This is a genomic window from Nonomuraea sp. NPDC049421, from assembly GCF_040677005.1.
Taxonomy (GTDB): Bacteria; Actinomycetota; Actinomycetes; order Streptosporangiales; family Streptosporangiaceae; genus Nonomuraea; species Nonomuraea salmonea.
The window spans coordinates 73,230-97,865 of the sequence record NZ_JBFAQA010000031.1; the positions used below are offsets into that span (position 1 = coordinate 73,230).

Annotated in this window: 22 protein-coding genes; 11 read left to right on the plus strand and 11 right to left on the minus strand. The window is 73.5% G+C overall.

The annotated features are described in order from the left end of the window. Positions 1-49: 49 nt before the first annotated feature. Entirely contained in the window at positions 50-2,962 is a 2,913-nt protein-coding gene (locus AB0K18_RS39540) for a CHAP domain-containing protein (protein WP_364925529.1), read from the plus strand. Positions 2,963-3,022: 60 nt separating this feature from the next. Here AB0K18_RS39540 and AB0K18_RS39545 read toward each other — a convergent pair whose 3' ends face one another. The 3 genes from AB0K18_RS39545 to AB0K18_RS39555 are packed head-to-tail and all read right to left on the minus strand — an operon-like array spanning position 3,023 to position 5,912. Continuing rightward, entirely contained in the window at positions 3,023-3,862 is an 840-nt protein-coding gene (locus AB0K18_RS39545; protein ID WP_364925531.1) for a TIGR03619 family F420-dependent LLM class oxidoreductase, read from the minus strand. Beyond that, on the minus strand, positions 3,859-4,812 hold the full coding sequence (locus AB0K18_RS39550) for an acyl-CoA dehydrogenase (protein WP_364925534.1): 954 nt from the start codon (positions 4,810-4,812) through the stop codon (positions 3,859-3,861). Before AB0K18_RS39550 ends, AB0K18_RS39545 begins: the two co-directional genes overlap by 4 nt. Then, the gene (locus AB0K18_RS39555) at positions 4,809-5,912 is read right to left on the minus strand and encodes an acyl-CoA dehydrogenase family protein (protein ID WP_364925538.1); all 1,104 of its coding nucleotides are present in this window, start codon (positions 5,910-5,912) and stop codon (positions 4,809-4,811) included. The genes AB0K18_RS39550 and AB0K18_RS39555 overlap by 4 nt, the downstream gene beginning before the upstream one ends. 51 nt (positions 5,913-5,963) lie before the next feature. Between AB0K18_RS39555 and AB0K18_RS39560 the strand changes: the two genes are divergently transcribed. Continuing rightward, entirely contained in the window at positions 5,964-6,200 is a 237-nt protein-coding gene (locus AB0K18_RS39560) for a helix-turn-helix domain-containing protein (protein WP_364925541.1), read from the plus strand. 10 nt (positions 6,201-6,210) lie between these two features. Here the strand turns inward: AB0K18_RS39560 and AB0K18_RS39565 are convergent, their stop codons facing one another. The 3 genes from AB0K18_RS39565 to AB0K18_RS39575 all read right to left on the minus strand — a co-directional run bounded on the left by AB0K18_RS39565 (position 6,211) and on the right by AB0K18_RS39575 (position 8,803). Next, positions 6,211-7,146 (minus strand): hypothetical protein, encoded by a 936-nt coding sequence (locus AB0K18_RS39565; protein ID WP_364925544.1) that lies wholly within the window; start codon positions 7,144-7,146, stop codon positions 6,211-6,213. Then, positions 7,143-7,697, minus strand: coding sequence for an RNA polymerase sigma factor (locus AB0K18_RS39570; protein WP_364925547.1), 555 nt, complete (start codon positions 7,695-7,697; stop codon positions 7,143-7,145). Before AB0K18_RS39570 ends, AB0K18_RS39565 begins: the two co-directional genes overlap by 4 nt. A 137-nt stretch (positions 7,698-7,834) precedes the next feature. Next, complete coding sequence (locus AB0K18_RS39575; protein WP_364925550.1) at positions 7,835-8,803, minus strand: alpha/beta hydrolase; 969 nt, start codon at positions 8,801-8,803, stop codon at positions 7,835-7,837. A 166-nt stretch (positions 8,804-8,969) separates the two neighbouring features. Here AB0K18_RS39575 and AB0K18_RS39580 point away from each other — a divergent pair, with 166 nt between their 5' ends. Then, the gene (locus AB0K18_RS39580) at positions 8,970-9,689 is read left to right on the plus strand and encodes a dienelactone hydrolase family protein (RefSeq protein ID WP_364925553.1); all 720 of its coding nucleotides are present in this window, start codon (positions 8,970-8,972) and stop codon (positions 9,687-9,689) included. A gap of 1 nt (position 9,690) precedes the next feature. Here the strand turns inward: AB0K18_RS39580 and AB0K18_RS39585 are convergent, their stop codons facing one another. The 4 genes from AB0K18_RS39585 to AB0K18_RS39600 form a co-directional block, all read right to left on the minus strand. Beyond that, entirely contained in the window at positions 9,691-10,431 is a 741-nt protein-coding gene (locus AB0K18_RS39585) for an ABC transporter ATP-binding protein (RefSeq protein WP_364925556.1), read from the minus strand. Between the two features lie 2 nt (positions 10,432-10,433). Continuing rightward, complete coding sequence (locus AB0K18_RS39590; protein WP_364925558.1) at positions 10,434-13,028, minus strand: ATP-binding cassette domain-containing protein; 2,595 nt, start codon at positions 13,026-13,028, stop codon at positions 10,434-10,436. Next, positions 13,025-14,263: an ABC transporter substrate-binding protein gene (locus AB0K18_RS39595; protein WP_364925561.1), complete on the minus strand. Its 1,239-nt coding sequence runs from the start codon at positions 14,261-14,263 to the stop codon at positions 13,025-13,027. The genes AB0K18_RS39590 and AB0K18_RS39595 overlap by 4 nt, the downstream gene beginning before the upstream one ends. 125 nt (positions 14,264-14,388) lie before the next feature. Next, positions 14,389-15,423: an ROK family transcriptional regulator gene (locus AB0K18_RS39600; RefSeq protein WP_364925564.1), complete on the minus strand. Its 1,035-nt coding sequence runs from the start codon at positions 15,421-15,423 to the stop codon at positions 14,389-14,391. A gap of 73 nt (positions 15,424-15,496) precedes the next feature. On the opposite strand from AB0K18_RS39600, the gene AB0K18_RS39605 reads away from it, so the two are divergent. The 6 genes from AB0K18_RS39605 (at position 15,497) to AB0K18_RS39630 (ending at position 19,715) form a co-directional block, all read left to right on the plus strand. Then, entirely contained in the window at positions 15,497-16,678 is a 1,182-nt protein-coding gene (locus AB0K18_RS39605; protein WP_364925566.1) for an MFS transporter, read from the plus strand. Between the two features lie 56 nt (positions 16,679-16,734). Further along, entirely contained in the window at positions 16,735-17,823 is a 1,089-nt protein-coding gene (locus AB0K18_RS39610) for an alcohol dehydrogenase catalytic domain-containing protein (RefSeq protein WP_364925569.1), read from the plus strand. A gap of 22 nt (positions 17,824-17,845) precedes the next feature. Continuing rightward, positions 17,846-18,148, plus strand: coding sequence for an LLM class flavin-dependent oxidoreductase (locus tag AB0K18_RS39615; protein WP_364925572.1), 303 nt, complete (start codon positions 17,846-17,848; stop codon positions 18,146-18,148). Positions 18,149-18,259: 111 nt separating this feature from the next. Beyond that, a complete protein-coding gene (locus AB0K18_RS39620) occupies positions 18,260-18,757 on the plus strand; it encodes a cupin domain-containing protein (RefSeq protein WP_364925574.1) in 498 nt (165 codons plus the stop codon). Further along, entirely contained in the window at positions 18,757-19,398 is a 642-nt protein-coding gene (locus AB0K18_RS39625) for a metalloregulator ArsR/SmtB family transcription factor (RefSeq protein ID WP_364925577.1), read from the plus strand. The genes AB0K18_RS39620 and AB0K18_RS39625 overlap by 1 nt, the downstream gene beginning before the upstream one ends. 26 nt (positions 19,399-19,424) lie before the next feature. Further along, positions 19,425-19,715 carry a hypothetical protein gene (locus AB0K18_RS39630; protein WP_364925580.1) on the plus strand — a complete coding sequence of 97 codons (291 nt, stop codon included), beginning with the start codon at positions 19,425-19,427 and terminating at the stop codon, positions 19,713-19,715. An 18-nt stretch (positions 19,716-19,733) separates the two neighbouring features. Here AB0K18_RS39630 and AB0K18_RS39635 read toward each other — a convergent pair whose 3' ends face one another. After that, positions 19,734-21,953 carry an MMPL family transporter gene (locus tag AB0K18_RS39635; protein ID WP_364925583.1) on the minus strand — a complete coding sequence of 740 codons (2,220 nt, stop codon included), beginning with the start codon at positions 21,951-21,953 and terminating at the stop codon, positions 19,734-19,736. Between the two features lie 100 nt (positions 21,954-22,053). Here AB0K18_RS39635 and AB0K18_RS39640 point away from each other — a divergent pair, with 100 nt between their 5' ends. Further along, positions 22,054-22,614, plus strand: coding sequence for a helix-turn-helix domain-containing protein (locus AB0K18_RS39640; RefSeq protein WP_364925585.1), 561 nt, complete (start codon positions 22,054-22,056; stop codon positions 22,612-22,614). Between the two features lie 90 nt (positions 22,615-22,704). Further along, positions 22,705-24,636, plus strand: coding sequence for a hypothetical protein (locus tag AB0K18_RS39645; protein ID WP_364925588.1), 1,932 nt, complete (start codon positions 22,705-22,707; stop codon positions 24,634-24,636).

The following is a 24,636-nucleotide window of genomic DNA, read 5'->3' on the forward strand; positions in this document are numbered from 1 at the left end:
GGCTGGTGGGTCAAACCCGGTCTTGCCCGGAAGGTTCCCCCACACTTCCATGACGCCAGAGATCCAGAAGTTCATAGAACTGCTCGAGAGCCAGATCGGCTACTCCGAGAAGTCGGGCTCGTACACCAAGTTCGGCGCCTGGTACGGCAAGAACATCGAGTTCGACGCCGACTACAGTTCCGCGCCGTGGTGCGACATGTACCTCTCATGGGCCGCGCACAAGCTCGGCTACGAGGACTGGGTCGGCCAGTTCGCCTGGACCGTCGAGCACGCGAAGTGGTTCAAGAAGCAGGGCGCGTGGGGGAAGAAGCCCGAGGTCGGGGCGCTGGTCTTCTACGACTGGAGCGGCTCGGACGACATCGACAGGATCGACCACGTCGGGGTCGTGACCAAAGTCGCGGGCGGCCGGATCCACACCATCGAGGGCAACATCGACGGCGGCGTCGCCAAGCGCAAGGAACGCGACACGAGCAAGGTCGTCGGTTACGGCTACCCGCACCGGGTCAAGGAACGGCTCGACAAGAAGGCCAGGAAGAAGGCGCAGAAAGAGGCCCAGGAGGCGCTCAAGGAGGCCGGGAAACCGGGAAGCGAGGTTGGCACGATCCAGCTTCCCGAGCAGTCGCTCACCTCGCAGATCCCCCGGGGCGACGACGGCCGCTCCGCTCAGGTGCCGCTGTCCGGTGACCGCATCCAGTCCCTGACGCCGGGCCAGACCGACGAGGGAGCGACCGGCCAGACCGAGGGCCAGACCCCGGAGCAGGCCCAGTCCGACCCCCACGGCGCTCCGCGCTCCTCGTCCTCGTCCTCGGACGCGCACGCGGACGCCCCGGCGAAGACGTCCAAGTCCTCCTCGAAGGAGACGGCCAAGTCCCGTACGGGAACGGGCGACTCCGCCGCCCGCCCCGCCCCCACCGCGTCGGCCCCGGCCGAACCCCAGGTCGGCGCCTCCACCGGCGCCGCCAACGGAGCCCCCGCGAAGAAGGGCAAGCACGCCAAGCCCACCACGGCCGACACCGAGGCGGCGACCAGCGAGCCCCTCCCGTCCCACACCGACGCCTCCGCCACCGGGCCGCTGCCCGTCGTCAACACCCCGACGCTGGTCGGCTCGACGCTGATCGCCGCGCTGACACTGCTCGCCGTGGCCAAGACCCGCCGCCAGCGCTCGGCCGCCGCCGCGGCCGCCGCACCGGCCAGGCCGCCCCGCCCGTCCCGCGCGAAGGGCCGCCGCCGGCGCGGCAGGACGGCCCCCGTCCTGGCGACGGCCGACCGCCGCACCACCGTGGACCTCCGGGAGACCCCGGAACGCCTCGCCACCGCCGCCGCCCTCCGCACCCTCACCCCCGCAACGGCCTCCACCGCCACCCCGGCGACCGCAAGCGCGGCCTCGACCACGATGGCCTGGCCCCTCCCGGAATCCACCGACCCCACGGCCAGGCCGGCCACCGGCCGCGCCACCTTCGGTCCCCGGTCGATCTCCTTCGACGGCACCCCCTGGCCCGACGCTTTCGACGCCCCCTCCTCCGGCGTGCGCGCCGGCTTCGGCTCGGACGGCCACTCCGCGGACACCGGCCTGCACGGTGGTTCGGCGGCCGCCGGGGACGCGTGGGACGGTTCCCGCCGAACGGGGGCAAAGAACGCGGGGGACGGTTCCCGCCGTCCGGCCGGCAGGGACTCGGCCCGGCACGCCGCCTCCAGAGGCAGGGCCCGCCATGCGGCCTCCAGGAACGCCGCCCGCCACGCCGCAGCGAAGGACGCCGCCGCACGCGAGGCCGCCCACCACGCCGCCGCAAGAGAAGCGGCCGCCAAGGAAGCCGCCCAGCACGCCGCCGCCCGGGAAGCCGCCCGCCGCATCGCCGCACGCGAGGCCACCGCACGCGAGGCCACCGCAAACGAAACGGCCGGCCACGAGGCGACCGCCCACGAGCTGGACGCGCGTCAGGCCGGCGCACGTGAGGCCGGGGCACGTGAGGCCGGCGCACGCGAAGCAGCCGCACGTGAGGCCGGCGCACGCGAAGCAGCCGCACGTGAGGCTGCGGCCAGGGAAGCGGCCGTCCGTGAGGCTGCGGCCCGAGAAGCCGCCGCACGTGAGGCCGCGCAGCGGGCCGCCGCGAGGGAACTCGCCGCCCGGCAGGCCGCGCGCCACGCCGCTACCAAGGAGGCCGCCGCGCGGGAGGCCGCCCGCCATGCCGCCGCCAGGGAAGCCGCCGCGAGGGAGGCGGCCCGCGACACGCTGAGGCACGGCGCCCGCCACGCCAGGCACCGCAGGCTCCCCTTGGAGATCCGCCCCTTCGACCTGACCACCGACACCACCCCGCACGGCCCGGCCACCGCCCAGGGCTCCCACGACCACCGCGCCCCGACCGTCTGGGGAGCCGACGAGCCCCGTAGCGCCCCGCACGGGTTCCAGGACCGCCGCAACGCCGCCGCTTGGGGAGCCGACGAGCCCCGTAGCGCCCCGCACGGGTTCCAGGACCGCCGTGACGCCGCCGCTGCGGGGCCGCGCGAGTCCCGCAGCACCACCGGGTGGGGACCTTACGATCCCCACGGCACCGCAGCCCGCGAGTCCCACGACGCGGCCCCTTACGAGCCCGCCTTCCTGGCCCCGCCCTACGAGCCGGACTTCGACAGGTCCCGCTACCGGTTCACGGACGACACGGGTCCGCTGGAGGTCGTGCTCGACACCGGCCCCCTGGACCGGGTGGTCGACACGAGCCCGTTCGAGCGCATCGTCATCCCCGGCGCGACCAGCACGTTCGACGCCTTCGCGCCGCCCGCGCGGTCCGGCGGCCTGCTCACCGTCTCGGAGCCCGCGACCACCTACCGTGGCCGCCGCCGTCGCCGCTCATCGGACGAGCACCCGGCGTTCCCCTACACCGACGCCCCGCCCAGGGGCCGCCGCCACCGCCGCACCCGCCCGGAGGACGAGCTGACCGCCGGCACCGCCGGCCGTCACCGCGCCTGACCACCCCATGCGGGCGGTCAGGCCGAACCGACGGGCGCGTGAGGCCAAAGCTGGTGGCGGTCAGGTCGGGGGCGGCGGGCGTGTGAGGCCGTAGGCGGTGGCGAACCGCGTCAGGTGGGCAACCGCGTCGCGGCTGCGGGTCCAGGGACGTACGATGAGCCGCTCGACCCCGAGCCCCGCCCACTCGGCGACCTCGTCAGGAGACCCCAGCTCGTACGCATGAGCCGTCACCGGCACCCCTTCACGCAGCCGCGCGAGGGCGGCGAGGCGGGGCCGGATCGAGGCGGGCGTGTGCGGCATGCTGATCCACCCGTCGCACAGCAGCGCCGCCCGCCGCAAAGCAGCGTCCGACTCCCCGCCGGCGAGCACGGGCAGGCGCGGCTGCACGGGCTTGGGCTCGAAGGCGACCTCGGGAAAGGAGTAGAACCTCCCGCTATGGGCGACCACCGGCTCGCTCCACAACCGCCGTACGACCTCGATGGCCTCGTCCAGCCGCGCCCCCCTGCTCTCGAACGGCACCCCCGCCGCGTCCCACTCCCCCCGATACCAGCCCGCCCCGACCCCGCAGACGGCCCGCCCGGCGGAGACCACGTCCAAGGTGGCGAAGGCGCGGGCGGAGGCGAAGGGGTGGCGCAGGGCGAGCAGCTGCACGGCGGTGCCGAGCTTGACGTGCGAGGTGAGGGCGGCCAGCCAGCACAGGTACGCGGGCGCGTCGAACAGCGGCGTCCCCGGCTTGATCCCCGGCGAGGTGGCGCCCGGGTAGTGAGCGGTGGACAGGTCGGTGGTGAAGACGAGGTGCTCGGGCAGCCACACCGACTCGAACCCCAGCTCGTCGGCCGCCACCGCCACGTCCTTCCACGCGGCGGGATGCAGCAGCCCGAGCGGGACGCCGAACTTCACGGGTACCTCCGAGGGGAGCCGTCGACGATGGCGGCGCGCAGGCGTTCGCGGTGGTGGGCGGTGGTGCCGTACGCACTGGACAGGGACCACGCGCGGGCCAGCCAGAACCGCAGGTCCAGCTCGTCGGTGTAGCCGATCGCGCCGTGCACCTGCAGCGCCGTCCTGGCCGCGAGCGTGGCGGCCGCACCCGCGGCGGCCTTGGCGGCGCTCGCGTCCCGGTCCGCGCTCGGCAGCGCCTTGTCCGCCGTCACCGCCGCCCGCCACACCAGCGGTGCGGCGAACTCGACCGCCACCGCCACGTCGGCGAGCTGGTGCTTGACGGCCTGGAACGACCCGATCGGAGCCCCGAACTGGGTGCGGGCCCCGGCGTAGTCGACGGTGGTGGACAACAGATGCCTGGCCACCCCGACGAGCTGCGCGGCGGTCGCCACGACACCGGCACGCAGCGCCGCCCGCACGTCTCCGCCGAGCGGCTCACCCGGCGTCCCGGTGGTCACCTCGAACAGCGGCCGGCCCGGATCGGGCCCGGGACGTGGGCTGAGGCACACGGACGCGGCGGGAAACGACCGGGCCGCGCCGTCCCGCACGACCACGATCAGATCGGCGAGATCGGCATCAGCCGCGTAAGCCTGCCCGGGCGGCAGCACCGCCACGGTCACCGGCTCAGCGCCGCCCAGCAGGTACGCCCCCACCACGGCGGTCTCCACGACCGGCCCCGGCAGGCAGGCCCGCCCGGTCTCCTCAAGCGCGGGCACCACGTCGATCAGCCGCAGCCCCAGCCCGCCGGCCTCCTCGGGCGACAACACCTGGAAGAACCCCAGCCCGGCGAGCTGCTTCCACCCGGGCCGCCGCTCGCTGCGCAGCGCGGCGGGCGGGCAGTGCGCACGCAGCACATCCCGTACGTTCGCGGCCAGAGCGAGCTGATCGGCGCTGAAAGCGGCATCCATCATCTTCGAGGGAGTCCGAGGAGGCGTTCTGCGACGATCGTGCGCTGGATCTCGTTCGTGCCCGCGTAGATCGGCCCCGCCTGCGCGAACAGGAACCCGTCGAGCCACCCCTCCGCCCCCGCCCGGTCGCCGAGCAGGTCGAGTGCGAGGGCGTGCATGCGCAGGTCGAGCTCGGACCAGAAGAGCTTGCCCAGGCTGGCCTCGGCCCCGATCTCCTCTCCTGCCGCGATCCTGCGCGCGGTCGCGTACGTGTGCAGCCGGTACGCCTCCGCCTCCACCCAGCACCGCGCGGCCCTGTCGGCGAGCGCCGGGTCGGCGCCGGCGGCGAGGGCGACGAGCCGGTCGGCGGTGGCGAGGAAGCGGCCAGGGCTGCGCAGGGTGAGGCCGCGTTCCGACGAGGTGGTGGCCATGGCGATGCGCCAGCCGTCGCCTGGCCGGCCGAGCACGAGGGAGCCGGGCACGTACACGCCGTCGAAGTGCAGCTCGGCGAAGCCCGGCAGGCCGTCGAGCTGGGCGATGGGCCGGACGGCGACGTCGGGCAGGGGGAACAGGAAGTAGGTGAGGCCGCGGTGGCGTTCGCCCGAGGTGCGGAAGAGGCCGAACCCGTGGGTGGCGTACGCGGCGCGCGAGCTCCACGTCTTGTGTCCGTACAGGCGCCAGCCGCCGGGCACGGGCTCGGCCCTGGAGGTGAGCGCGGCCAGGTCGCTGCCCGCCTCGGGCTCCGACCACGCCTGGGCCCACACCTGCTCGCCGGAGGCCATGCCGGGCAGCCAGCGCCGCCGCTGCTCCCCGGTGCCGAACCGCATGAGCGAAGGGCCCAGGAGGAAGATGCCGTTCTGGGTGACGCGGGCGGGGGCGCCGGCGGCCCAGTACTCCTCCTCGAAGATCAGCCATTCGACGAGGGAGGCGCCCCTGCCGCCGTACTCCTCGGGCCAGGAGACGACGGACAGCCGGGCGGCGGCCAGCTCCGCCTCCCAGGCCCGGTGGGCGGCGAAGCCCTCGGGGGTGTCCATGGACGGGAGGCGATCGGGGACGTGCGCGCTCAGCCACTCGCGAACCTCGGCGCGGAAGTCCCGCTCGGCCGGGGAGAAGTCGAGATCCACGCTAACCAACCTAGCGCACGCTTGGTACACTGGCCAGGCTAGGCTGACGTCGTGCAGGGACTGCTGCTGCGCCTGTCCACGCTCGACGCCGACGCCGAGAGCGCGGTGCGCGTCATCAGGGGCGCGGCGGCGGCCCTGCACCCGCACCACAGCTCGCTGGCCGCCAGGGTGGCACGGGCGGAGAGCGTGCTGGGCTTCTCGCCCGCCGACCCGCCCGGCCGCCTGCGCGCCCACCTGGCCCTTGCCCTGGTCCGCCTGCTCGCCGACGCCGGAGCCGCCCCGGGCTGAGGCAGGCCGCTCAGTCCGGGATGAGCGCGTCCCTGGGACCGCCGTAGACGGGGTTCTTGTCCAGCCGGTGCTCGGTCACGAGCAGCCGGATCATCCCCTTGGCGTTCTCCTCGGCCTCCCAGACCACCCAGTCGTCGCCGACAGGCTCCTCCTGGGTGCGCACGATGCCGTACCCTCCGGGGTTCCCCGGCGGCACGGAGATGACCGCGAAGACGACCTTCTTGCCGCGCCTGCGCAGCTCGGGGAGGACCTCGCCGACGGTCTTCTCGTCCACGCGCAGGCCCTCCAGGGAGCGGCCCTTGTCGGTGGCGACGCGGAACTCCGGCTCCCTGTACGAGGGCGTGGGCGCGGGGACGGGCTCGCAGGGCGCGATCGGGCCCTCCATCAGGTACGTGGTGGTCGTGCCGCCCTTGCCGCTGATGCTCCACACGAGCGTCTGGCCTGGCCGGAACAGCTTCGTGTTGATCCGCATCTGCCAGCCCTCCCGCTCACCGGGGATGTTCTCCGGCAGGCTGTAGATGCCACGGGGGATGTTCTCCACGTACTTGCCACGCGGTTCCCGGCACATCATGCCCTGGGGGACGAAGTCCACCATCGCGGGCACGTCCAGCTCGCGCAACCGCCGCTCCAGACCGGCGGCGTCGTCGAAGTCGCGGATCTGGATCGTCACCATCCCGTCCTGCATGTCCACGGCGTACGAGCTGGGCGCACCACCGCGCAGCACGCTCGGCACCACGACGACACCCGCGGCGAGCGCGACGGCCGCCGCCAGGCCGAGCAACGGCCGCTTGAACGAGCGCGGGGGTCGCCGCACCGGGTCCGGCTCCCGCGCGGTGATCTCGGCCAGCAGCGCCCGCGCCCCCGCACCGGACGGCTCACCACCGAGGGCACCGGGTGCGACCCTGGCCAGCGGCTTGATCGCCTCGATCTCGTCGATGTTCCTCACAGCGCTCCTCCCTGCGACCGTTCCACCAGAGCGAGCCGGCCTTCCACGTGCACGCCGGCATCGGCGAGTGCCCGGGACAGCCGTTTGCGGGCCCGGTACACCCGGATCCGTACGGCGTTGCGGGACAGCCCCAGCGCCCGCGCGATCTCCTCGCGCTCCAGGCCCTCCCAGGCGACCAGGGCCAGCAGCTCCCTGTCGTCGTCTGGCAGGCTCCTGAAGGCCCGCCCGATCGCGTCCAGCTCGACCTCGGTGTCCGGGGAGTGCCCGTAGAGGTCGGCGAGCTCGGCGTCCAGCACGGCGGTGCGGGCCCGGCGGCGGTTGTCGCCGCGGAAGTGGTTGGCCAGCACCTTGCGCGCCACGCCGTACAGCCAGGGCACGACCTCGGGGCCGTCCGGCAGCTCCGACACCCGCCGCCAGGCGATGGTGAACGTCTCCGCCACGACGTCGGCGGCGTCCTGAGGGGAGTCGCAGCGGCGTACGGCGTAGGCGGTGATCTTGCCGTACGCCAGGTCATAGGCGGCCTCGAACCGGGCCAGCCGCTCGTCATCCACAGGCGGTCCCCATGGCAGATCTCCTCAGCAGACGATTGACACGGACACCTACCTCTATGTACGCCCAGCCACCATCATTTCCACACAAAGGGGCACCCGCCGGAAGACCAGGCAGGTGCCCCTTCAAGAAGACGTGGTCAGATACCGAAGGCGCGCTTGAGCGCCGCCCCCCTGGCCGCCCGCGCCCGCCGGCTCAGCTCGGCGTCCGGCACCATCATGTCGAACCCGTGGAAGGCCCCGGGAAACAGGTGGAACTCGGTCGAGACCCCGGCCTGGGCCAGCCGCTGCGCGTAGTCGATGCACTCGTCCCTGAACACCTCGAGCTCCCCCACGTCCACGAACGCCGGCGGCAGCCCGGACAGGTCGGTGGCGCGGGCGGGAGCGGCGTAAGGGGGCACGTCGTCGGTGCCCGCCCGGTCGCCGAGCAGCGCCTTCCAGCCGTACAGGTTGGCCGACCTGGGCCACACCACGGCGTCGGCGAAGGCGTGGCTGGACGGCGTGACGTTGCGGTCGTCGAGCATGGGGCAGATCAGCAGCTGGAAGGCGATGTCGGGGCCGCCGCGGTCCCTGGCCAGCAGCACGGTGGCGGCGGCCAGCCCGCCGCCCGCGCTGGCCCCGCCCACGGCCAGGCGGGCCGGGTCGATGCCCAGCTCGGCGGCGTTCTTGGCGGTCCAGGCGAGGCCCGCGTAGCAGTCCTCGACGGGCGCGGGGTGGGGGTGTTCGGGGGCGAGCCGGTAGTCGACGGAGACGGCGACCAGGCCGAGCCGTTCGACGTAGCGGACGATCATCTCGTCGTCCATCTCGGGCCTGCCGATGATCATGCCGCCGCCGTGGATCCAGTAGAGCGCGGGCCGGCTCTCGCCCGCCCCGGCGGGCCGGTAGACGCGCACTCGTACGTCCGGCGCTCCCGCGGGTCCCGGCACCATCCTGTCCTCGATGGAGACCTCCGTCTCCGGCCTCGGCGCCGCGGCCAGCATGGCGTTGAGCTCGGCCCGATGCTCGGCCAGCGCCTCGTACGTCAGCGAAGCGAAGTCGATCGACGGCATCTGCGCGGCCTGCTCGACCCCGGCACGCAGCTCGGCGTCCAGGTTGGGGTGATGCGCCATGGGCTGTTCCTTCCGCAGCGGTGCTGTCTCTGCTGACATCGTGGAATTCCCGGTCATCGTCGCACAACCGCCATGCGGCGGAGATTGCCCCCCGCGTCCCCGCCGTTCGGCGAACGGCCGCCCCGGGTGCGCGACGAAGCCGCCGCCGTCCGGCATGCTGATCATCATGTGCCACTCCACCGACAGCAGGCCGCCCGCCCCACCCGTGCGGGGCGAGGTGGCCGCGCACGAGCAGATCGAGCTGACCGCCGCCGACGGCAACCGCTTCCTCGCCTACCGGGCCGAACCCGCCGAGCCGAACGGCCGCGGCATGGTGATCCTGCCGGACATCCGCGGGCTGCACCCCTACTACCGGGACCTCACGGTCCGGTTCGCCGAGGCGGGGTTCCGGACGATCGCGATCGACTACTTCGGCCGCACGGCGGGCCTCGGCGACCGCGGCGACGACTTCACGTTCCGTCCCCACGTCGACCAGCTCACCAGCGACCACGTCAGGGCCGACGCGCTGGCGGCCACGCAGGCGCTGGACGGGCCGGTGTTCACCGTGGGGTTCTGTCTGGGCGGCGCGCAGTCGTTGCGGCAGGCCGCCGAGGGCAACGGACTGGCGGGCGGCATCGGCTTCTACCCCACCCTGCGCTTCGTGGAGCCGCCCGAGTCGGGGCCAGGCTCGCCGCTGCTCATGCTGCTGGGCGGCGCCGACCGGGCCACGTCGCGCGAGCAGTCCGCCGCGTACGAGGCCGCGCTCGACCGGACCGGCACCCCGTACGAGAAGCACGTCTATCCGGGCGCGCCGCACTCGTACTTCGACCGCTCGTACACGGAGTGGACCGAGGTCTGCCAGGACTCCTGGCGGCGCATCCTCGACTTCACCGAGCGCCACTCCTGAGTCATCCCAGGTAGGCCACCCGGACGACGGGGTCCTCGCGGATCTCGGCGGGCGGCCCAGCGGCGATGACCCGGCCGAGGTCGAGCACGACGATCCGGTCGCAGACGTCCATGACGAACCCCATGTCGTGCTCGACCAGCAGCACCGTGGTCTCCAGGCTCCTGACGACCTCGGCCAGGCGGGCGGTCTGGGCGGCGTCGAGCCCGGAGGTGGGCTCGTCGAGCAGCAGCAGCCTGGGCCGGTCGGCCAGCGCCCTGGCCAGCTCGACCAGGCGCCGCCCGCCGACGGGCAGCGCGGCGGCGTACGCGGCGCGCTGCCCGGCGAGCCCGCACAGCTCCAGCACCTCGGCGACGCGCTCGCGCCGGTCGCGTTCGAGCCGCCGCCGGGCCGGCAGGCCGACGAGGTCGGCGGCCAGCCCGCCACCGCCGCCGTGCCAGTCGAGCGCGGCCAGCACGTTGTCCTCGACCGTGAGCCGGCCGAACACCTGCGTGCGCTGGAACGTGCGGCGTACCCCCGCCCTGGCCCGCCGGACCGGCGGCAGCCCGGTCACGTCCCGCCCATCGACGCGGACCCGGCCCTCGACCGGCCTGCGCAGCCCGGACACGACGTCGAACAGGGTGGTCTTGCCGGCCCCGTTCGGCCCGATCACGCCGCACACGACCCCCTCGTCGACCTCGAACGACACCTGGTCCAGCGCCTTGACGCCGCCGAAGGCGACCGACACCCCGTCCACCGCCAGCATGATCAGCGCACCCCCAGGTAGGCGGCGGTGAGCCGCTCGCCGTCCACCTCGGCTCGCGGTCCCGACCAGGTGACGCGGCCGAGCCGCATGAACGCCACCCGGTCGGCGATCGCCAGCGCCTCGGTGGCCTTCTCCTCGACCAGCAGCAGCGCGACCCCGCGCGCCCGCAACTCGGCGAAGACCTCGAATACCTGCCGCACCACCATGGGCGCGAGCCCCAGCGACGGCTCGTCGGCGACGAGCACGCGCGGCGGCCTGATGAGCGCGGGAGCGAGCGTGAGCAGCTGCTGCTCGCCGCCGGACAGGGCGCCGGCCGGAACGTGGCGGCGCTCGCCGAGGTGCGGCAGCCGCGCGAAGACCGGCTCGGGGTCGGGCAGCCAGGTGCGCAGGTTCTCCTCCACGGTCAGCCCGGGGAAGACGCCCCTGCCCTCGGGCGCGAGCAGGATCCCCGCGCGGGCCCTGCGATGGGCGGGCCAGGCGGTGACGTCACGGCCGTCGAGCAGCACCCGGCCCGCGCTCACGGGCAGGTCGCCGGCCGCGACGGCGCAGGTGGTGGACTTGCCCGCGCCGTTCGCGCCGAGCAGCGCGACCACCTCGCCGGGTCCGACCGTCAGGTCCACGCCGCGCAGCACGGTGGTGTCGGCGTATCCGGCGACGACGCCTTCCAGCGTGAACAGCCGCCGCTTTCGCACGGCCGGCTCGGCCCGTATCGCGGGCTCGGGGCGCTCCCGTCTCCTGTGCCGCAGCCCGGCCATCTGGGTGAGCACGCCGTCGGGGTGCTTGGCCAGGATGACGCCGCCGAGCCCGAACAGGATCGCGCCGACGTGCGCGGACAGGTCCCAGACGGCCAGCAGCTCGGGCACGGCGACGGCGACGAGCCCGCCCAGCACGGCGCCGCCGATCCGCCGCACGCCCTGCAGGACGACGATGGCCAGCCAGACGAACCCGGAGAAGGCCGGCAGGTCGGTCGCCGTGATGGAGCCCTTGGAGATCGCGAACAGCACCCCGCCCAGCCCCGCGACCGCCGACGCCAGCACGAACAGCACGATCTTGGTACGCGGCGCCGACAGCCCCGACGTGACGGCCGCGGCGGGAGCCGAGCGCACGGCCAGGATCGCCCGCCCCGACGCCGACCGTTCGAGGTTGCGGACCAGCAGCGCCACGGCCCCGATGAGCGCGAGCAGCAGCACCACCCGCACGCGCGGATCCGAGGTGTCGGCGAAGCCGAACCCGAGCGCCGGCAGCGCCCAGCCGATCGTGCCGTTGCTGAACGCGTCCACCTGGAACAGCACCTGGTCGGCCAGCAGCGCCATGGCCAGCGTCGCCAGCGTCAGCACCCGGCCGCCGAGCCGCAGCGCGGGCAGCGCCACCAGCATCCCGGCCGCCGCCGCTGCCAGCACGCCGAGCACGATCGCGGCGGCGAACGGCAGCCCAGAGGTGAACGCCCAGCCGCAGGTCAGCGCGGCCATGGCGGCGAAGGCGGCCTGGGCCAGGCTCACCATGCCGCCGATGCCGGTGACGATCACGAACGAGCAGAAGATCAGCGCCAGCACCAGGCCCTGCGCGGCCACGCTCACGTAGTAGACGGGACCCGCGAAGGCGAAGACGGCCAGCGCGAGCGCGCCCAGCGCCCACGGCAGGCGGCGCCGCCACGGCGGCAGCCCGGCCAGGTGGTCGGGCGGCGGCGCGTCCTCGGCCGCGCTGCCCGCGACCCGGTCACGGGCCCTGTTGAGCAGCACGAGCCCGGCGAACAGCAGGATCACCGGCACCGCCGTACGCAGCCCGGTCACCTCTTCGAGGAAATCGGTGTAGCCGGCCACCAGGTTCTGGATCACGCCGAGAGCCAGCCCGGCCGCGAACGTCCACGGGATCGAACGCAGCCGCCCGAACACCGCCGCCGTCGCCGAGGCGAACAGCAGCACCGTGTACGCCGTCGCGTCCAGCCCCAGCACCGGCACCGCCAGCACCCCGGCCAGCCCGGCGAGCCCTGAGGAGAGCGTCCAAGCCAGCGTCGATGCCGCGCCGGCGTCGATGCCGCGCAGCGTGGCCAGCCGCCGCCGGTCCACGCAGGCGCGCATGCGCAGCCCGTACGGGGTGTGCCGCATGAACGCCCACAACCCGGCCGCCGCCAGCGCCGAGCACAGGAACGTGATGAGCTGGTCGCTGTCCAGCCGCACGGCGAACACCTCGACGTCCACGGCCGGGTGCGGCCCGACGCCGCGCGGCAGGGCGGTCGCGTCGGCGGAGGGCAGCCCGGCCACGTCCACCACCAGCAGGCCCGCCGCGGGCAAGGCGATCGTGAGGCCGATGGTGGCCACGATCTGCGCGGTCTCCCCCGCCTGGGCGAGACCCCTGAACATGGCCTTGTGCAGGGCGTATCCGAGCGCGGGCGCGAACAGCGCCACCGCCACCAGGGCCGACGGCAGCGCGGGCACGCCGGCCTGGGTCAGCTCGTAGAACAGCAGGGCGGTCAGGAAGCCGATGGCACCGTGGGCGAAGTTGAACACGCCGGTGGCGGCGTACGAGAGCGTCAGGCCCGCCCCCATGACCGCGAAGACCGCGCCGGTGACCAGGCCGCTGAGGACGTAGGCGATCATTTCAGCGGCACGTTGTCGAAGCAGCGCATGTTCCTCGCCACCTGGAAGGCGCCGCCCTCCAGCTTGACCAGGGCGCCGCAGCCGTTGGGCTCGCTGTGGTCCTTCGGATACTCGATGCGGCCGAAACCGGGGTTCTCGTAGACGTAGGAGCCGTTGGCGGTGGCGAGGAAGCGTTCCCTGGTCAGCTCCTTGCCGGTCTTGTCCAGCAGGTCGAGGAAGATGTCGGCGGCCCAGTAGCCGATGGCGAGGTGCTGGGTCAGCTCGGCGCCCGGCGCGACCTTCTCGACGTCCTGCCGGAGCCTTGCGACCTCGGGGGCGTCCGACTCGAAGGGCTCGAACATGGGCGCCGCGATCACGCCCTCCAGGGCCTTCGCGCTGGCGGGGTCCTTGAGTATGGCGGCGTCGTAGCTGGTGGCGTCGGTGAGCACGCCCTGGTAGCCGGCCCGCTTGAGCGCCGAGTACAGGCCGACGTTGAACTTGGTGCCGGCGATCACCGACACCACGACGTCGGGCGGCCCGCCGTCGTCCGAGGTCATGATCTTGTTGACGTACGGGAGCCAGTCGGGCGGGGGTGCGGCGGCCGGCAGGCCCGAGTTCACGCCGGCCAGCGCGAACCCGGCCGCGGTGAACGACTGGGAGATGGTCGTGCCGCCGTACTTGCTGCCGCTGGAGTCGGAGGTCTGGACGTACACGCTCTTGCCCTCGGCGCCGCCGAGCAGGTCGGCCATCTGGCGGCCCCACCACGTCTGGGAGCCCGCGCCCTGCTTGGGCGCCAGGCAGCCGTTGTAGCCGAATCCGGTCTTCGTGCCGCACCACTGCGGGCCCGTCGCCCAGCCGAACCACGGCACGCCCTGCCGCTCAAGGAAGGCGGCCCCGCCGAAGTTGGGCGCATGCACGGGAACGAGGGCGAACACCGAGTCCTTCTGCACGAGCTTTTTGGCCGCCGCGTCCCCCTTGGCGGCGTCCTGACCGTCGTCCTCCGCGCCGAGGAACTCGATCGTGCGGCCGTGCACCCCGCCCTCCGCGTTGGCCCGCTCGAACCTGGCCTTGGCGCCCAGCTCGGCGTCCTTGGTGGAGTACCCGCTGGCGCTGGTCTTGGTCAGCACGCCACCGACCGTGATCGTCGTGTCCGTCACACCGGCCGCGCCCCCGCCCGCGGCGCCGCCCTGCTGCTGGGCCGCACATCCGGTGGCGAACAGCACCAGCACCAGGGCTGCCGACCTCACTCGCACCATGAACGGCCTCCCACCGCGCCTCGGCCTAGCGCTCGCTTGGTTCCGTCCGAGCGTAGATTCGCCTTAGGGCGCCGTCAACGGACCTACCGAGCAACCGCTTGCTAACAGACGCGCGACGGTGGCCGTCACGGGGTGGCCGAGGCGCCGAAGACGCGGTCGCGGGCCAGGTCGAGTGCGGTCAGCACGGCGCCCTGGAGCACGGGGTTGCCCGTGACCGTGCTGGCGCGCACCTCGGTGGGGGCGGGCGCCAGGTCGCGCAGCCGGGCGGCCACCTCCTCGGCCAGCTCGGCGCCCCCTTCCATCCCGCACTCGCCGCCGAGCACGACGAGGCCGGGGTCGAGCAGCGTGACGAAGGCGGCGGCGCCCTTGGCGATGCGGGTGGCGAACTCCGTACGGGCCAGGCCGCGCGCGACGGACGAGGTCACCACGTTGCAGAACGCGGTCCCGTCCACCTCCAGGAACCCGATCTCGCCCGCGCCCCCCGACGCCCCCCGGCGCAACCGCCCGCCGAGCACGACCGCCGCCCCGACCCCGTCGCCCAGCCAGAGCAGGACGAAGTCCTCGGCGTCCTGCGCCACCCCGTCCCGCGACTCGGCGACGGCGGCCAGGTTCGCCTCGTTCTCCAGCACCACCGGGACGCCGCCGAGCCGCTCCCGCCAGGACGTCACCAGCCCGGGACGCCACCCCGGCACGTCGTTGGACGACACCAGCTCGCCGTTGCGCGGCGCGACCAGGCCCGGCGCCCCGACCACGACGGCGTCGAGGCTCCGCCGCCCCGCCGCCTCCGCCAGGACTCCTTCGACGAGATCCACCAGGTCACCGCCGACCGGCCGGGCGGCCGAGCCGACGGTACGGCCCGTGAGGTCGGCGACGGTGACGTGGACGGTGTCACGCCGCAGGTCGACCCCCGCGACGTGGGCCCGGCCGGCCACCAGCCCGTAGAGGCGCGCGTTGGGCCCGCGCCTGTCCTCGCCCGACTCTCCCGCGACCTCGATCAGCCCGCCGCCGATGAGGCGCTCGATCAGGTCGGACACGGTGGGCCTGGACAGCCCCGTCAGCGAGCGGAGCTGGGGAGCGCTCAGCGGGCCCCGTTCCAGCAGCAGGTCCAGCGCCAGCCGGTCGTTGATGGCTCGAGCCGTGGAAGGGGTCGCGGTCTTCATGCTCGCCATAATAATCAGGCACCCTACCTGAAAGCTCTTTTCATCAGGAACCCTGCCTGATAGTTTCCGATCCATGAGCCCTCATCGCGCCATCGCCTCGGTCTTCCTCATTCACGGAGCCGTGGCCGGCAGCCTGTCCACCCGCATCCCCTGGCTCCAGGAGCACTTCGGCCTCGACCCCCAAGTCCTCGGCCTGGTGCTCCTCTGCACGCCCATCGGCGCCTTCGTCGGCATGCCGATGGCCGGGCGCCTGGCCTACCGGATCGGCGCCCGCACCGCCACCCGCTTACTCATCGCCCTGTGGTGCGCGGCCCTCGCACTGCCCGCCCTCTCACCCTCCACCGCCTGCCTGTTCCTCGCGTTCCTGCTGTTCGGCGTCGCGGCGGGCATGTCCGACGTCACCATGAACGCCCACGCCGTCGTCCTCGAACGCCGCCTCGACCGGCCGATCATGTCCGGGCTGCACGGCATGTGGGCCGTCGGCAGCCTCGCCGCGGCCGGTCTCGGCGCCCTGGCCGCGCAGGCCGGCATCGACGCCCGCGCGCACCTCGCGACGGTCGCCGCCGCCCTGCTCCTGACCGGCGCCCGCACCGGCCGCGGTTTGCTCGCCGACGAGCGCGGTCCGGCCACCGGCCCCGCGCCGCGCCGCTTCGCGCTGCCCACCCGCGGGATCGCCCTCATCGGCGTCGTCGGCTTCTGCGCCACCTTCGCCGAGGGAGCCAGCGCGAACTGGTCGGCCGTCTACATCACCGCCGTCACCGGCGCGGGGCCGGGCATGGGCGCCGCCTCTTACATGGTCTTGATGTTCTGCATGGCCGGCACCCGCCTGCTCGGCGACCGCGTCATCCGTCTGCTCGGCCCGGTGCGGACGGTGCGGGCCGGCGGGGCGGTCGCCGCGCTCGGGGGCCTGATCGTGGTCCTGTCCCGCACGCCTGCCCTCGCCGTCACCGGCTTCGCGCTGCTCGGACTGGGCGTGGCGGTGATCGTGCCGCTGGCGATCGCGGCGGCGGGCAACAAGGGCGCGACGCCGGGCGAGGGCGTGGCCGGGGTGGCCACGATCACGTACCTCTCGGGGCTCGTCGCCCCGGCGGTGACGGGGTGGGTGGCGGGCGGGCTGTCCTATCCCGCGGCCTTCGCCGTGATCACCGGTGTGGTGGTGCTGCTGACGCTGCTCGCCCCGGCCGTGCGGCCATCCTCCCCGGCCACCGCCGGCACGCCCGCAGGGAACGGACGCCTCGCGCGTGCGCGGGACTGACGAGCCAGCCGAGCAACCGCTTGCTCGCATGACGGGGCGCGGCTACCGTGAGGCCCATGCGGATGCGCGCGGCCGTGCTGACCGAGTTCCACGCCCCCATGGAGCTGCGTGAGGTCGAGATCGCCGACCCTGGGCCCGGTGAGGTGCGGGTGCGGGTCAAGGCGTCCGGCGTGTGCGGCTCCGACCTCAAGGCCATCGACGGCAAGAGCCCGGTGGCGGGCCGCCTGCCGTTCATCCTCGGCCACGAGAGCGCCGGCGTGGTGGAGCGCACCGGTACGGGAGTCACCACCGTCGAGGAAGGCGACCCCGTCATCATCGCCATGAACGGCCCCTGCGCCCGCTGCCGTCCCTGCCAGGCCGGGCACTTCCACCTGTGCGCGAGCCCCGGCCGGCCGCCGATCATCATGGGCGGCCTCCCCCGCGTCACGTTGGACGGCGCCGAGGTGCGCAGGTTCATCGGCATCGGCTCGTTCGCCGAGTACGCCGTCGTCCCCGAGGCCATGTGCGTGAAGCTCGCCCCGGGGCTGCCGTTCGACGCGATGTCGCTGCTGGCCTGCGGCGTCGTCACCGGCGTCGGCGCGGTGCTGAACGTCGCGCGGGTGCGGCCGGGCGCGACGGTGCTGGTCGTCGGCTGCGGCGGCGTCGGGCTCAACGTCGTGCAGGGCGCGGTGCTGGCCGGCGCGACCACGATCGTGGCCGCCGACGTGGCCGAGGGCAAGCTCAAGCTCGCCGAGCGCTTCGGCGCCACGCATTCCCTGCTGGTCACCGACCTGCCCCGCCAGGTGGACGAACTGGTCAGGGGCGGCGTCGATCACGCCTTCGACGCGACGGGCGCGCCGGGCGTGCTGGCCAAGGCGTTCGCCGCGACCCGGCCAGGCGGCACCACCGTCATGGTCGGCAGCCCGCCCCAGGGCCATCCGATGGAGCTGGACACCGGCCTGCTGTTCGCCTCGCGCCGCCTCATGGGCACCCAGGGCGGCGACGCCGCGCCGCACCGCGACCTGCCCATGCTGGCCGAGCAGTACGTGCGCGGCCGCCTCGACCTCAACGGCCTGATCACCGAGCGGCTGCCGCTCGATCGCATCGACGAGGCCGTCGCCCACGTCCGCGCGGGCACGGTGGCGCGTACCGTCATCACGTTCTGACGCGCGGCGGAACTGGAAGCGGGTGCGCATCGGCTGCGCGGTGTTCGTCAGCGTGCAGCACCAGCCGCTCCAGCTCGCCAAGAGCCTGAGCACGCTCGACCAGCTCAGCCGGGGCCGCCTCGAGGTGGGCTTCGGGCTGGGCGGCAGGCGGGCGCTGGAATCGTTCGGGGTGCCGGGCGAGGGGCTGGTGACGCGGTTCACCGAGGGCATCGAGCTGATGAAGGCGTGCTGGACGGAGCAGAAGGTGTCGTTCCAGGGGCGGTTCTTCCAGGTGGAGGCGGCCATGGAGCCGAAGACGTACCAGAAGCCGCATCCGCCGATCTGACCTCGTGCTGATCGATCCGATGGTCGGCGAAGCCGGGCAGCTCGACTGGCTGGCGGAGGACATCCTTCCTGCGCTATTCTAAGGATCATTAGAACTCTAGAGGAGGCCCCCATGTCCTACCCCGAGCCCCGCTACCACGCCGAGCACGGCGAGCCGAGCGGCGTGTTCCACCTGGCCGGGCAGGCGCCCGACCTGAGCATGGGCGGCCCGGGCGGCACCCAGGTCCACTACCTCGCCACGGGCGGCAGCACGGGCGGCGCGTTCGGCCTCTACCGCTACGAGATGCCCGCCAAGCCGTCCGGCCCGAGCCCCCACTTCCACCGCACGATGACCGAGTCCTTCTACGTCCTCGACGGCACCATCCGGCTCTACAACGGCGACAAGTGGGCCGACGGCAAGCCGGGCGACTTCCTGTTCGTGCCCGAAGGCGGCATCCACGCCTTCCGCAACGAGTCGGGCGAGCCGGCCACGATGCTCATCCTGTTCACGCCGGGCGCGCCGCGCGAGGGCTACTTCGAGGAGCTGGCCGAGATCGCCGCCACCGGCCGGCAGCTCTCCCCCGACGAGTGGACCGAGCTCTACCTGCGCCACGACCAGTACATGGTCTGATGTTCGCGGAAGAGCCGATCTACGAGCAGCTCGCCCGCATCGGCAAGGCGCTGTCGGGCCCCGTCCGGCTGCGCCTGCTCGACGTGCTCGACCAGCGCGAGCGCACGGTCGAGGAGCTGGCGCGGGCGGCCGGCGTGCCGCTCAAGAACACCTCGGCGCAGCTCCAGCAGCTGCGCGCGGCCCACCTGGTGACCAGCCGCAGGGACGGCACCCGGGTCTACTACCGGCTGGCCGACGAGAGTGTGTCGCGCTTCCTCGGCGCGTTCCAGGCGTTCGCCGGCGAACGGCTCGCCGACCTGCGCGGCGCGGTCAGCGACCGGCTCGGCGACCTGGAGGGCGTGACGGCCGACGAGCTCGCCGCGCGGCTGGCCGACCCGTCCACGCTCGTGCTCGACGTGCGCTCGGCGGCCGACTACGCGGCCGGGCACGTGCCGGGCGCGGTCTCGGTGCCCATGGCCGAGCTGCGCGACCGGCTGGGCGAGCTGCCGGCGTCGGCGGAGATCGTGGCGTACTGCGGGGGGCCGTACTGCGTGGTCTCGCCCGAGGCCGTACGCGTGCTGCGCGCCCACGGCCGCTCCGCCCGCCCGCTCGACGGCGGCTACCTCGCCTGGCGGCGCGACGGCAAGCCGCTGGAACACTGAGCGACCATGCCACTACGCTGAGCGGCGTGCGCTTCGGACCGATGGCCCTGGCCGCGCTGCTCGCCGTGCCGGCGCTGAGCGCCAGGCCCGCCTACGACTTCGCGGCCCCCGGCGTCGCCATCCGGGCCGAGCCCGCGGCGGGGGCCCGGGTACACGGGTTCGGGCAGCCGGGCGAGGGGTTCGCGTCCAACCGGGAGGAGGAGCACGAGGCGTACGCGTGCGGCCCGTACGAGACCACGCTGTGGCACCACGGCCACAACGCGAGCACCGGCGTCATCGGCTGGGTGCCCGCCTGCGACCTGCTCGACTCCGACTGAGCCCTACCCGACGCGCTATCAGACGCCCGCGCCGACCGGTTCCCGCCGCTCGGCCACCGGCTCGTCCTCGTCCTCCTCGTGGCCCTCCACCGACAGGTTCGGCAGCAGCCGGTCGAGCCAGCGCGGGCACCACCAGTTGAGCCGTCCCAGCAGCACCATCGTGGCCGGCACCAGGAAGCCACGGATGATCGTGGCGTCCACCGCGATCGCCACCGCGAGCCCCACGCCGAACGTCTTGACCAGCGAGTCCGGGTAGGCGATGAACGCGGTGAACACCGCCACCATGATCAGCGCCGCCGACGTGATGACCCGCCCGGTCGAGCCGAGCCCCTCGGCCACCGCCCGCGCGTTGCGCCCGTGCCGCTGGTACGACTGCCGCACCGCCGTCAGCAGGAACACCTCGTAGTCCATCGACAGCCCGAACAGCACCGCGAACAGCATCAGCGGCACGTAACTCTCGATGGGCACCGAGAAGAAGATCGTCTGCACGTACGACGAACTGGCCGGCGGGTCCAGGCCGACCAGGCCGGTGCCGAGGCCGATCGAGAACACCAGCGCCAGCGCGCCGAACGCGGCGCCCAGCGACACCAGGTTCATCACCGCCGCCTTGATCGCCACGATCGGCGCGCGGAAGGCCAGCAGCAGGAGCAGCGCGCTGAGCAGCACCACGACGCCGATGACCAGCGGGGTGCGCTCGGCCATCCGGTCGCCTGCGTCGGTCAGCCCGGCGACCTTGCCGCCCACGTGCACCTGCACGCCCGGCAGCGCGATCGCCCTGACGTCCTCGACGACCTCGGCGGTGCGCTCGTCGCTCGGGGCGTACTCGGGGATGGCCTGCACCAGCACCGAGCGGCCGTCCTCGTTGACCTTGGGGTCGCTGACGTACTTGACGCCCTCGACGTCCTCCACCTCGCCGACCAGCTTCTTGACGAGCGGGTCCTTGGCGCCTGGCACCTTCTCGGGCAGCTCGGCGACCACGATGAGCGGGCCGTTGAAGCCGGGGCCGAAGCCGGTGGCCATCAGCTCGTACGCCCGGCGCGGCTCCGAGCCCTTGTCGCCGTACCCCTCGTCGATCGGCCCCAGCCTCAGCGCCAGCGCGGGCGCGGCGAGCGCGCCGAGCACGATCGTGCTGGCCAGCAGCACCCGCCACGGGCGGCGCGCCACCCACGAACCGAGCCCCGCCCAGCCGGTGCCGGACGAGCCCGAGCCGCGCAGGAACGGCACCTTGAGCGCGTTGACGCGGTGGCCGAGCAGCCCGAGCAGGGCGGGGACCAGCGTGACGGAGGTCAGCACGGCGGCCACGACCGAGATGCCGGTCACCCAGCCGAGCGTGGCCAGCAGCGGGAATCCGGCCAGCATCAGCGCGCTCAACGCGATGATCACCGTGCCGCCCGCGAACACCACCGCGCCGCCCGAGCTGGACACCGTCCTGCGCACCGACTCCACCACCGGCACGCCCTGCGCGAGCAGCCGCCGGTGCCGCGACAGCAGGAACAGCGCGTAGTCGATGCCGACGCCGAGCCCGATCATCGTGGCCATGATGCCGGCCTGCTTGGGCATGTCCACGACCCAGCCGAGCAGCCCGATCACGCCGAGCCCCGAGGCCACGCTGACCAGCGCGGCGAAGATCGCCACGATGGCGGCGACCAGCGTCCCGAACGCGAACACCAGCACCAGCAGCGCGCACACCACGCCGATGACCTCGCTGGGGCCGGTCTTGATCTCCTTGTCCGCGGGGTTCGAGCTGTCGGCGGGCACGACCTCGAGCCCGGCCTCGCGCGCCGGATCGGCGGCCTTGGACAGCTCCTGGGTGGTCTGGGCGATCTTGTCGGAGTCGTTGCCCTCCATCTTGATCGTGATGAGGCCGATCTGCAGGTTGGAGGAGATGCCGCCGACGCGGAACGGGGTGTCCACGGAGGTGACGTGCGGCATCGTCTCCAGCCGGTCCACGGCCCGCTCGACGGCCTGCTTGCGCTTCTCCTCCAGCAGCGGCCCGTCGGCGGAGTAGACGAGGAGCTGGACGGTGCCGCCCTGGGCGTACCCGGCGCCGAAGCCCTCCTTCATCAGGTCGTGGGCCCGCTGCGCGTCCGTGCCGGGGATGCTCGCGTCGTTGTTGGTGGGACTGGGGAAGGCGAGGCTGCCGCCCATCAGCGCCGCGGCGGCGATCACCCATGTGACGAGCACGATCCAGCCGTGCCGCGCGCACCAGCCGCCCAGCCGTCCCAGCAACCGCGTCATCGCTTCAGCCCCCACTCGACGACCGTCCTGTACGGTCGTACAGCGACATACGATAAAACGGAACATATGAGGAAGGCCGTCTCCACAGGGAAATGAGACGATGACCACATCCGGGACCACAGCCGGGACCACAGCCGGGACCACAGCCGACGACACCCGATCGCGGATCCTGGCCGCCGCCAGAGAGCTGTTCGCCGAACGCGGCTACGCGGCGACCTCGCTGGCCGACATCGCCGCCGCCGTCGGCCTCACCAAGACGGCCGTCGCCTACCACTTCCACCCCAAAGACCGCCTCGCCGCCGAGCTGCTCGACCCCGTCGCGGCCGACATGCTGACGCTGCTCGACACCGCGTACGACAGCCGCGACGCCTTCGTCGAGGCCCTCGTCGCGTTCGCGGTGCGCTACCGCTCGGTCATCCGGCTGTTCATGGAGGACCTCGCCGCCGACGACGCCGGCGCCGTGCCCGGCTCGGAGCGCGACACCATCAGGACCTTCAGGGACGAGATCTACGCCAAGCTCGCCGGGCCCGACCCCACCCCTGAGGCCAGGCTCAAGAGCTGGGCGCTGCTGGGGGCGTTGCAGTGGGGCGCGGTCAAGACCATGGACCTGCCGGAGGAGCAGGTACGCGCCGCCCTGCTCGAAGCGGCACGCGCGTACTGACCGCTTGTGCACAACGGCTCACGACGGCGGGCCTGAAGGGCGATACTGGGACGCCAGATCCCCTTTTTCGCACCGGCAGGGAGAACGGTCTTGCGTACCTGGTTCGAGCCGGAGGAGGCGGAGGAGTTCGAGGCGGCGAAGGCCGTGCTGCTGCGGCGCTGCCTCGCCTGGGCCGACGAGCACGGCCGCCCGGCGGACGATTTTCTCATCGGCGCCGCCATCGACGCCCGCCACCACAGCCGCGACGGCCGGCTCGCCTATTGGGACGAGCCGCAGATCCGCCGCTATCTGCTGGCCTGGATTCCCAAATACGTCGTCGCGCCGCGCGAGATCCTCGACATCGCCCCCGACATCCTGCGCACCTACCTCGCCTACCTCGCCGCGACGGGCCTGCGCGACCCGCGCGGCGCCACCTTGTCCGAGGCCGACGCCGCCATCGCCCGCGCCACCCCGGAGTTCAGGAAGTCCCTCGACGACCCGCACCTGCAGGGGCTGGCCAAGTTCTGGGCCCAGACCGCGCTCGACCACGGCGTCGACCTGACCGACCCCGGCGGGCTCGACGACTTCAAACAGGACCTCGACGCCGGCCGCGTCCACTACGACCAGGACATCCTCGACCACCTCACCCAGGCCCGCCTGCTGGGCGCGGAGCTGGACCTGGCGGAGGAACGCGCCCCCCTCCAACCCCCCATCGCCCTGCCCCCCGCCCCAGGCCTCACGACCGCCGCCATGGGAAGCCGGACGGTCCAACGCCTGACGGCCCTGGCGGCCTGGGCCGGCAAGGACGGCCGCCCCCTCACCGAGCTCGGCGCCTCGCCTGACACCGACGGGGACCCCGACCTCCTCCTGGCGTGGGCCAAGCGGGTGCGGCTGGTGCGGGTCGCCAAGGGCCGCGTCCATGCGGTGGCCAAGGCCGCCCCCTTGCTGCGCGACCCGGAAGCCCTGTGGCAGCGCGCCTTCGACGTCCTGCCCGAGCTGGGCCGCCCCATCACCGGCCGCACCGACGGCGCGCCCTTCACGCTCTTCTTCGACGAGCTGCTGCCCGACCTCCTCAACACCCTCTACGGCATGGACGACATGCCCGTGGCGCGGCTGGAGGAGACGGTGTGGCTGGCCTGCCACGAATACGAGGACTACTTCGCCGGGGACCGCCACACCTCCTCCACCCTGCTGCGACGCCGGCTCGGCGACGACCTCGTCCGTACCTTCGACGTCCTCGCCGACCTGGGTGCCGTCGAGCTGAGCCGCGGCCCGGCCGACGAGCTCTACCTCGCCGACCTCGATCACGAGGCCCAGGAGCTCCCGCCCGAGTCCGTCGAACGCCTCCGTACCCGCCTCGCCGAGCCCGACCTGCTCCTCGTCAGGCTCACCCCGCTCGGGCAGCGCGCCGTACGCGCCCGCCTGCTCGCCGAGGGCCGCGACGCCCCGCTCATCGGCGAACTCGCCGACGCCGACCCCGCCGAACTGCTCGGCGTCCTCACCCAGCACTACCCGCCGTACGACGCCGCCGCCGAGCTGCACGGCTGGCTCGCCCAGCCGGGCCACGGCATAGAGCCGCTGCTGGAGGCGGTACGCCGGTGCCCGTTCCGCACCCGGGCCGGCGCCATGCTCAACGTGCTCGCCGAAGCCCTGCCCGACGGCCGCGCCCTCCTCCACGGCCTGCGCCGCGACCCCGTGCTCGGCCCGGCCGCGCTGACGTACCTGGTGGACGTGGGCGAGCTCGACCCGTCCGCGATCGGCCAGGGCGAGCACCTGCTGCTGGCCGCCGAGAACTTCCTCACCCTGCTGGAGCTGGGCGGCCCTCAAACCCTGATCGAGCAGCTCAAGGCGATGGCGGGGCGGGAGGCGTACGAGCTGGTCGCCGCCGTCCTCGACGCCGGCCACCACGACACGGCCGGCCTGGAGGAGATCCGCACGCTGGTCGCCGAACCCCTCCGCACCACCCACCACCGCCCCCTGCGCCTCATCCCCGGCACCGGCCCCGGCACCCGCACCGCACGAAACAAACGCCACGAACGCTGA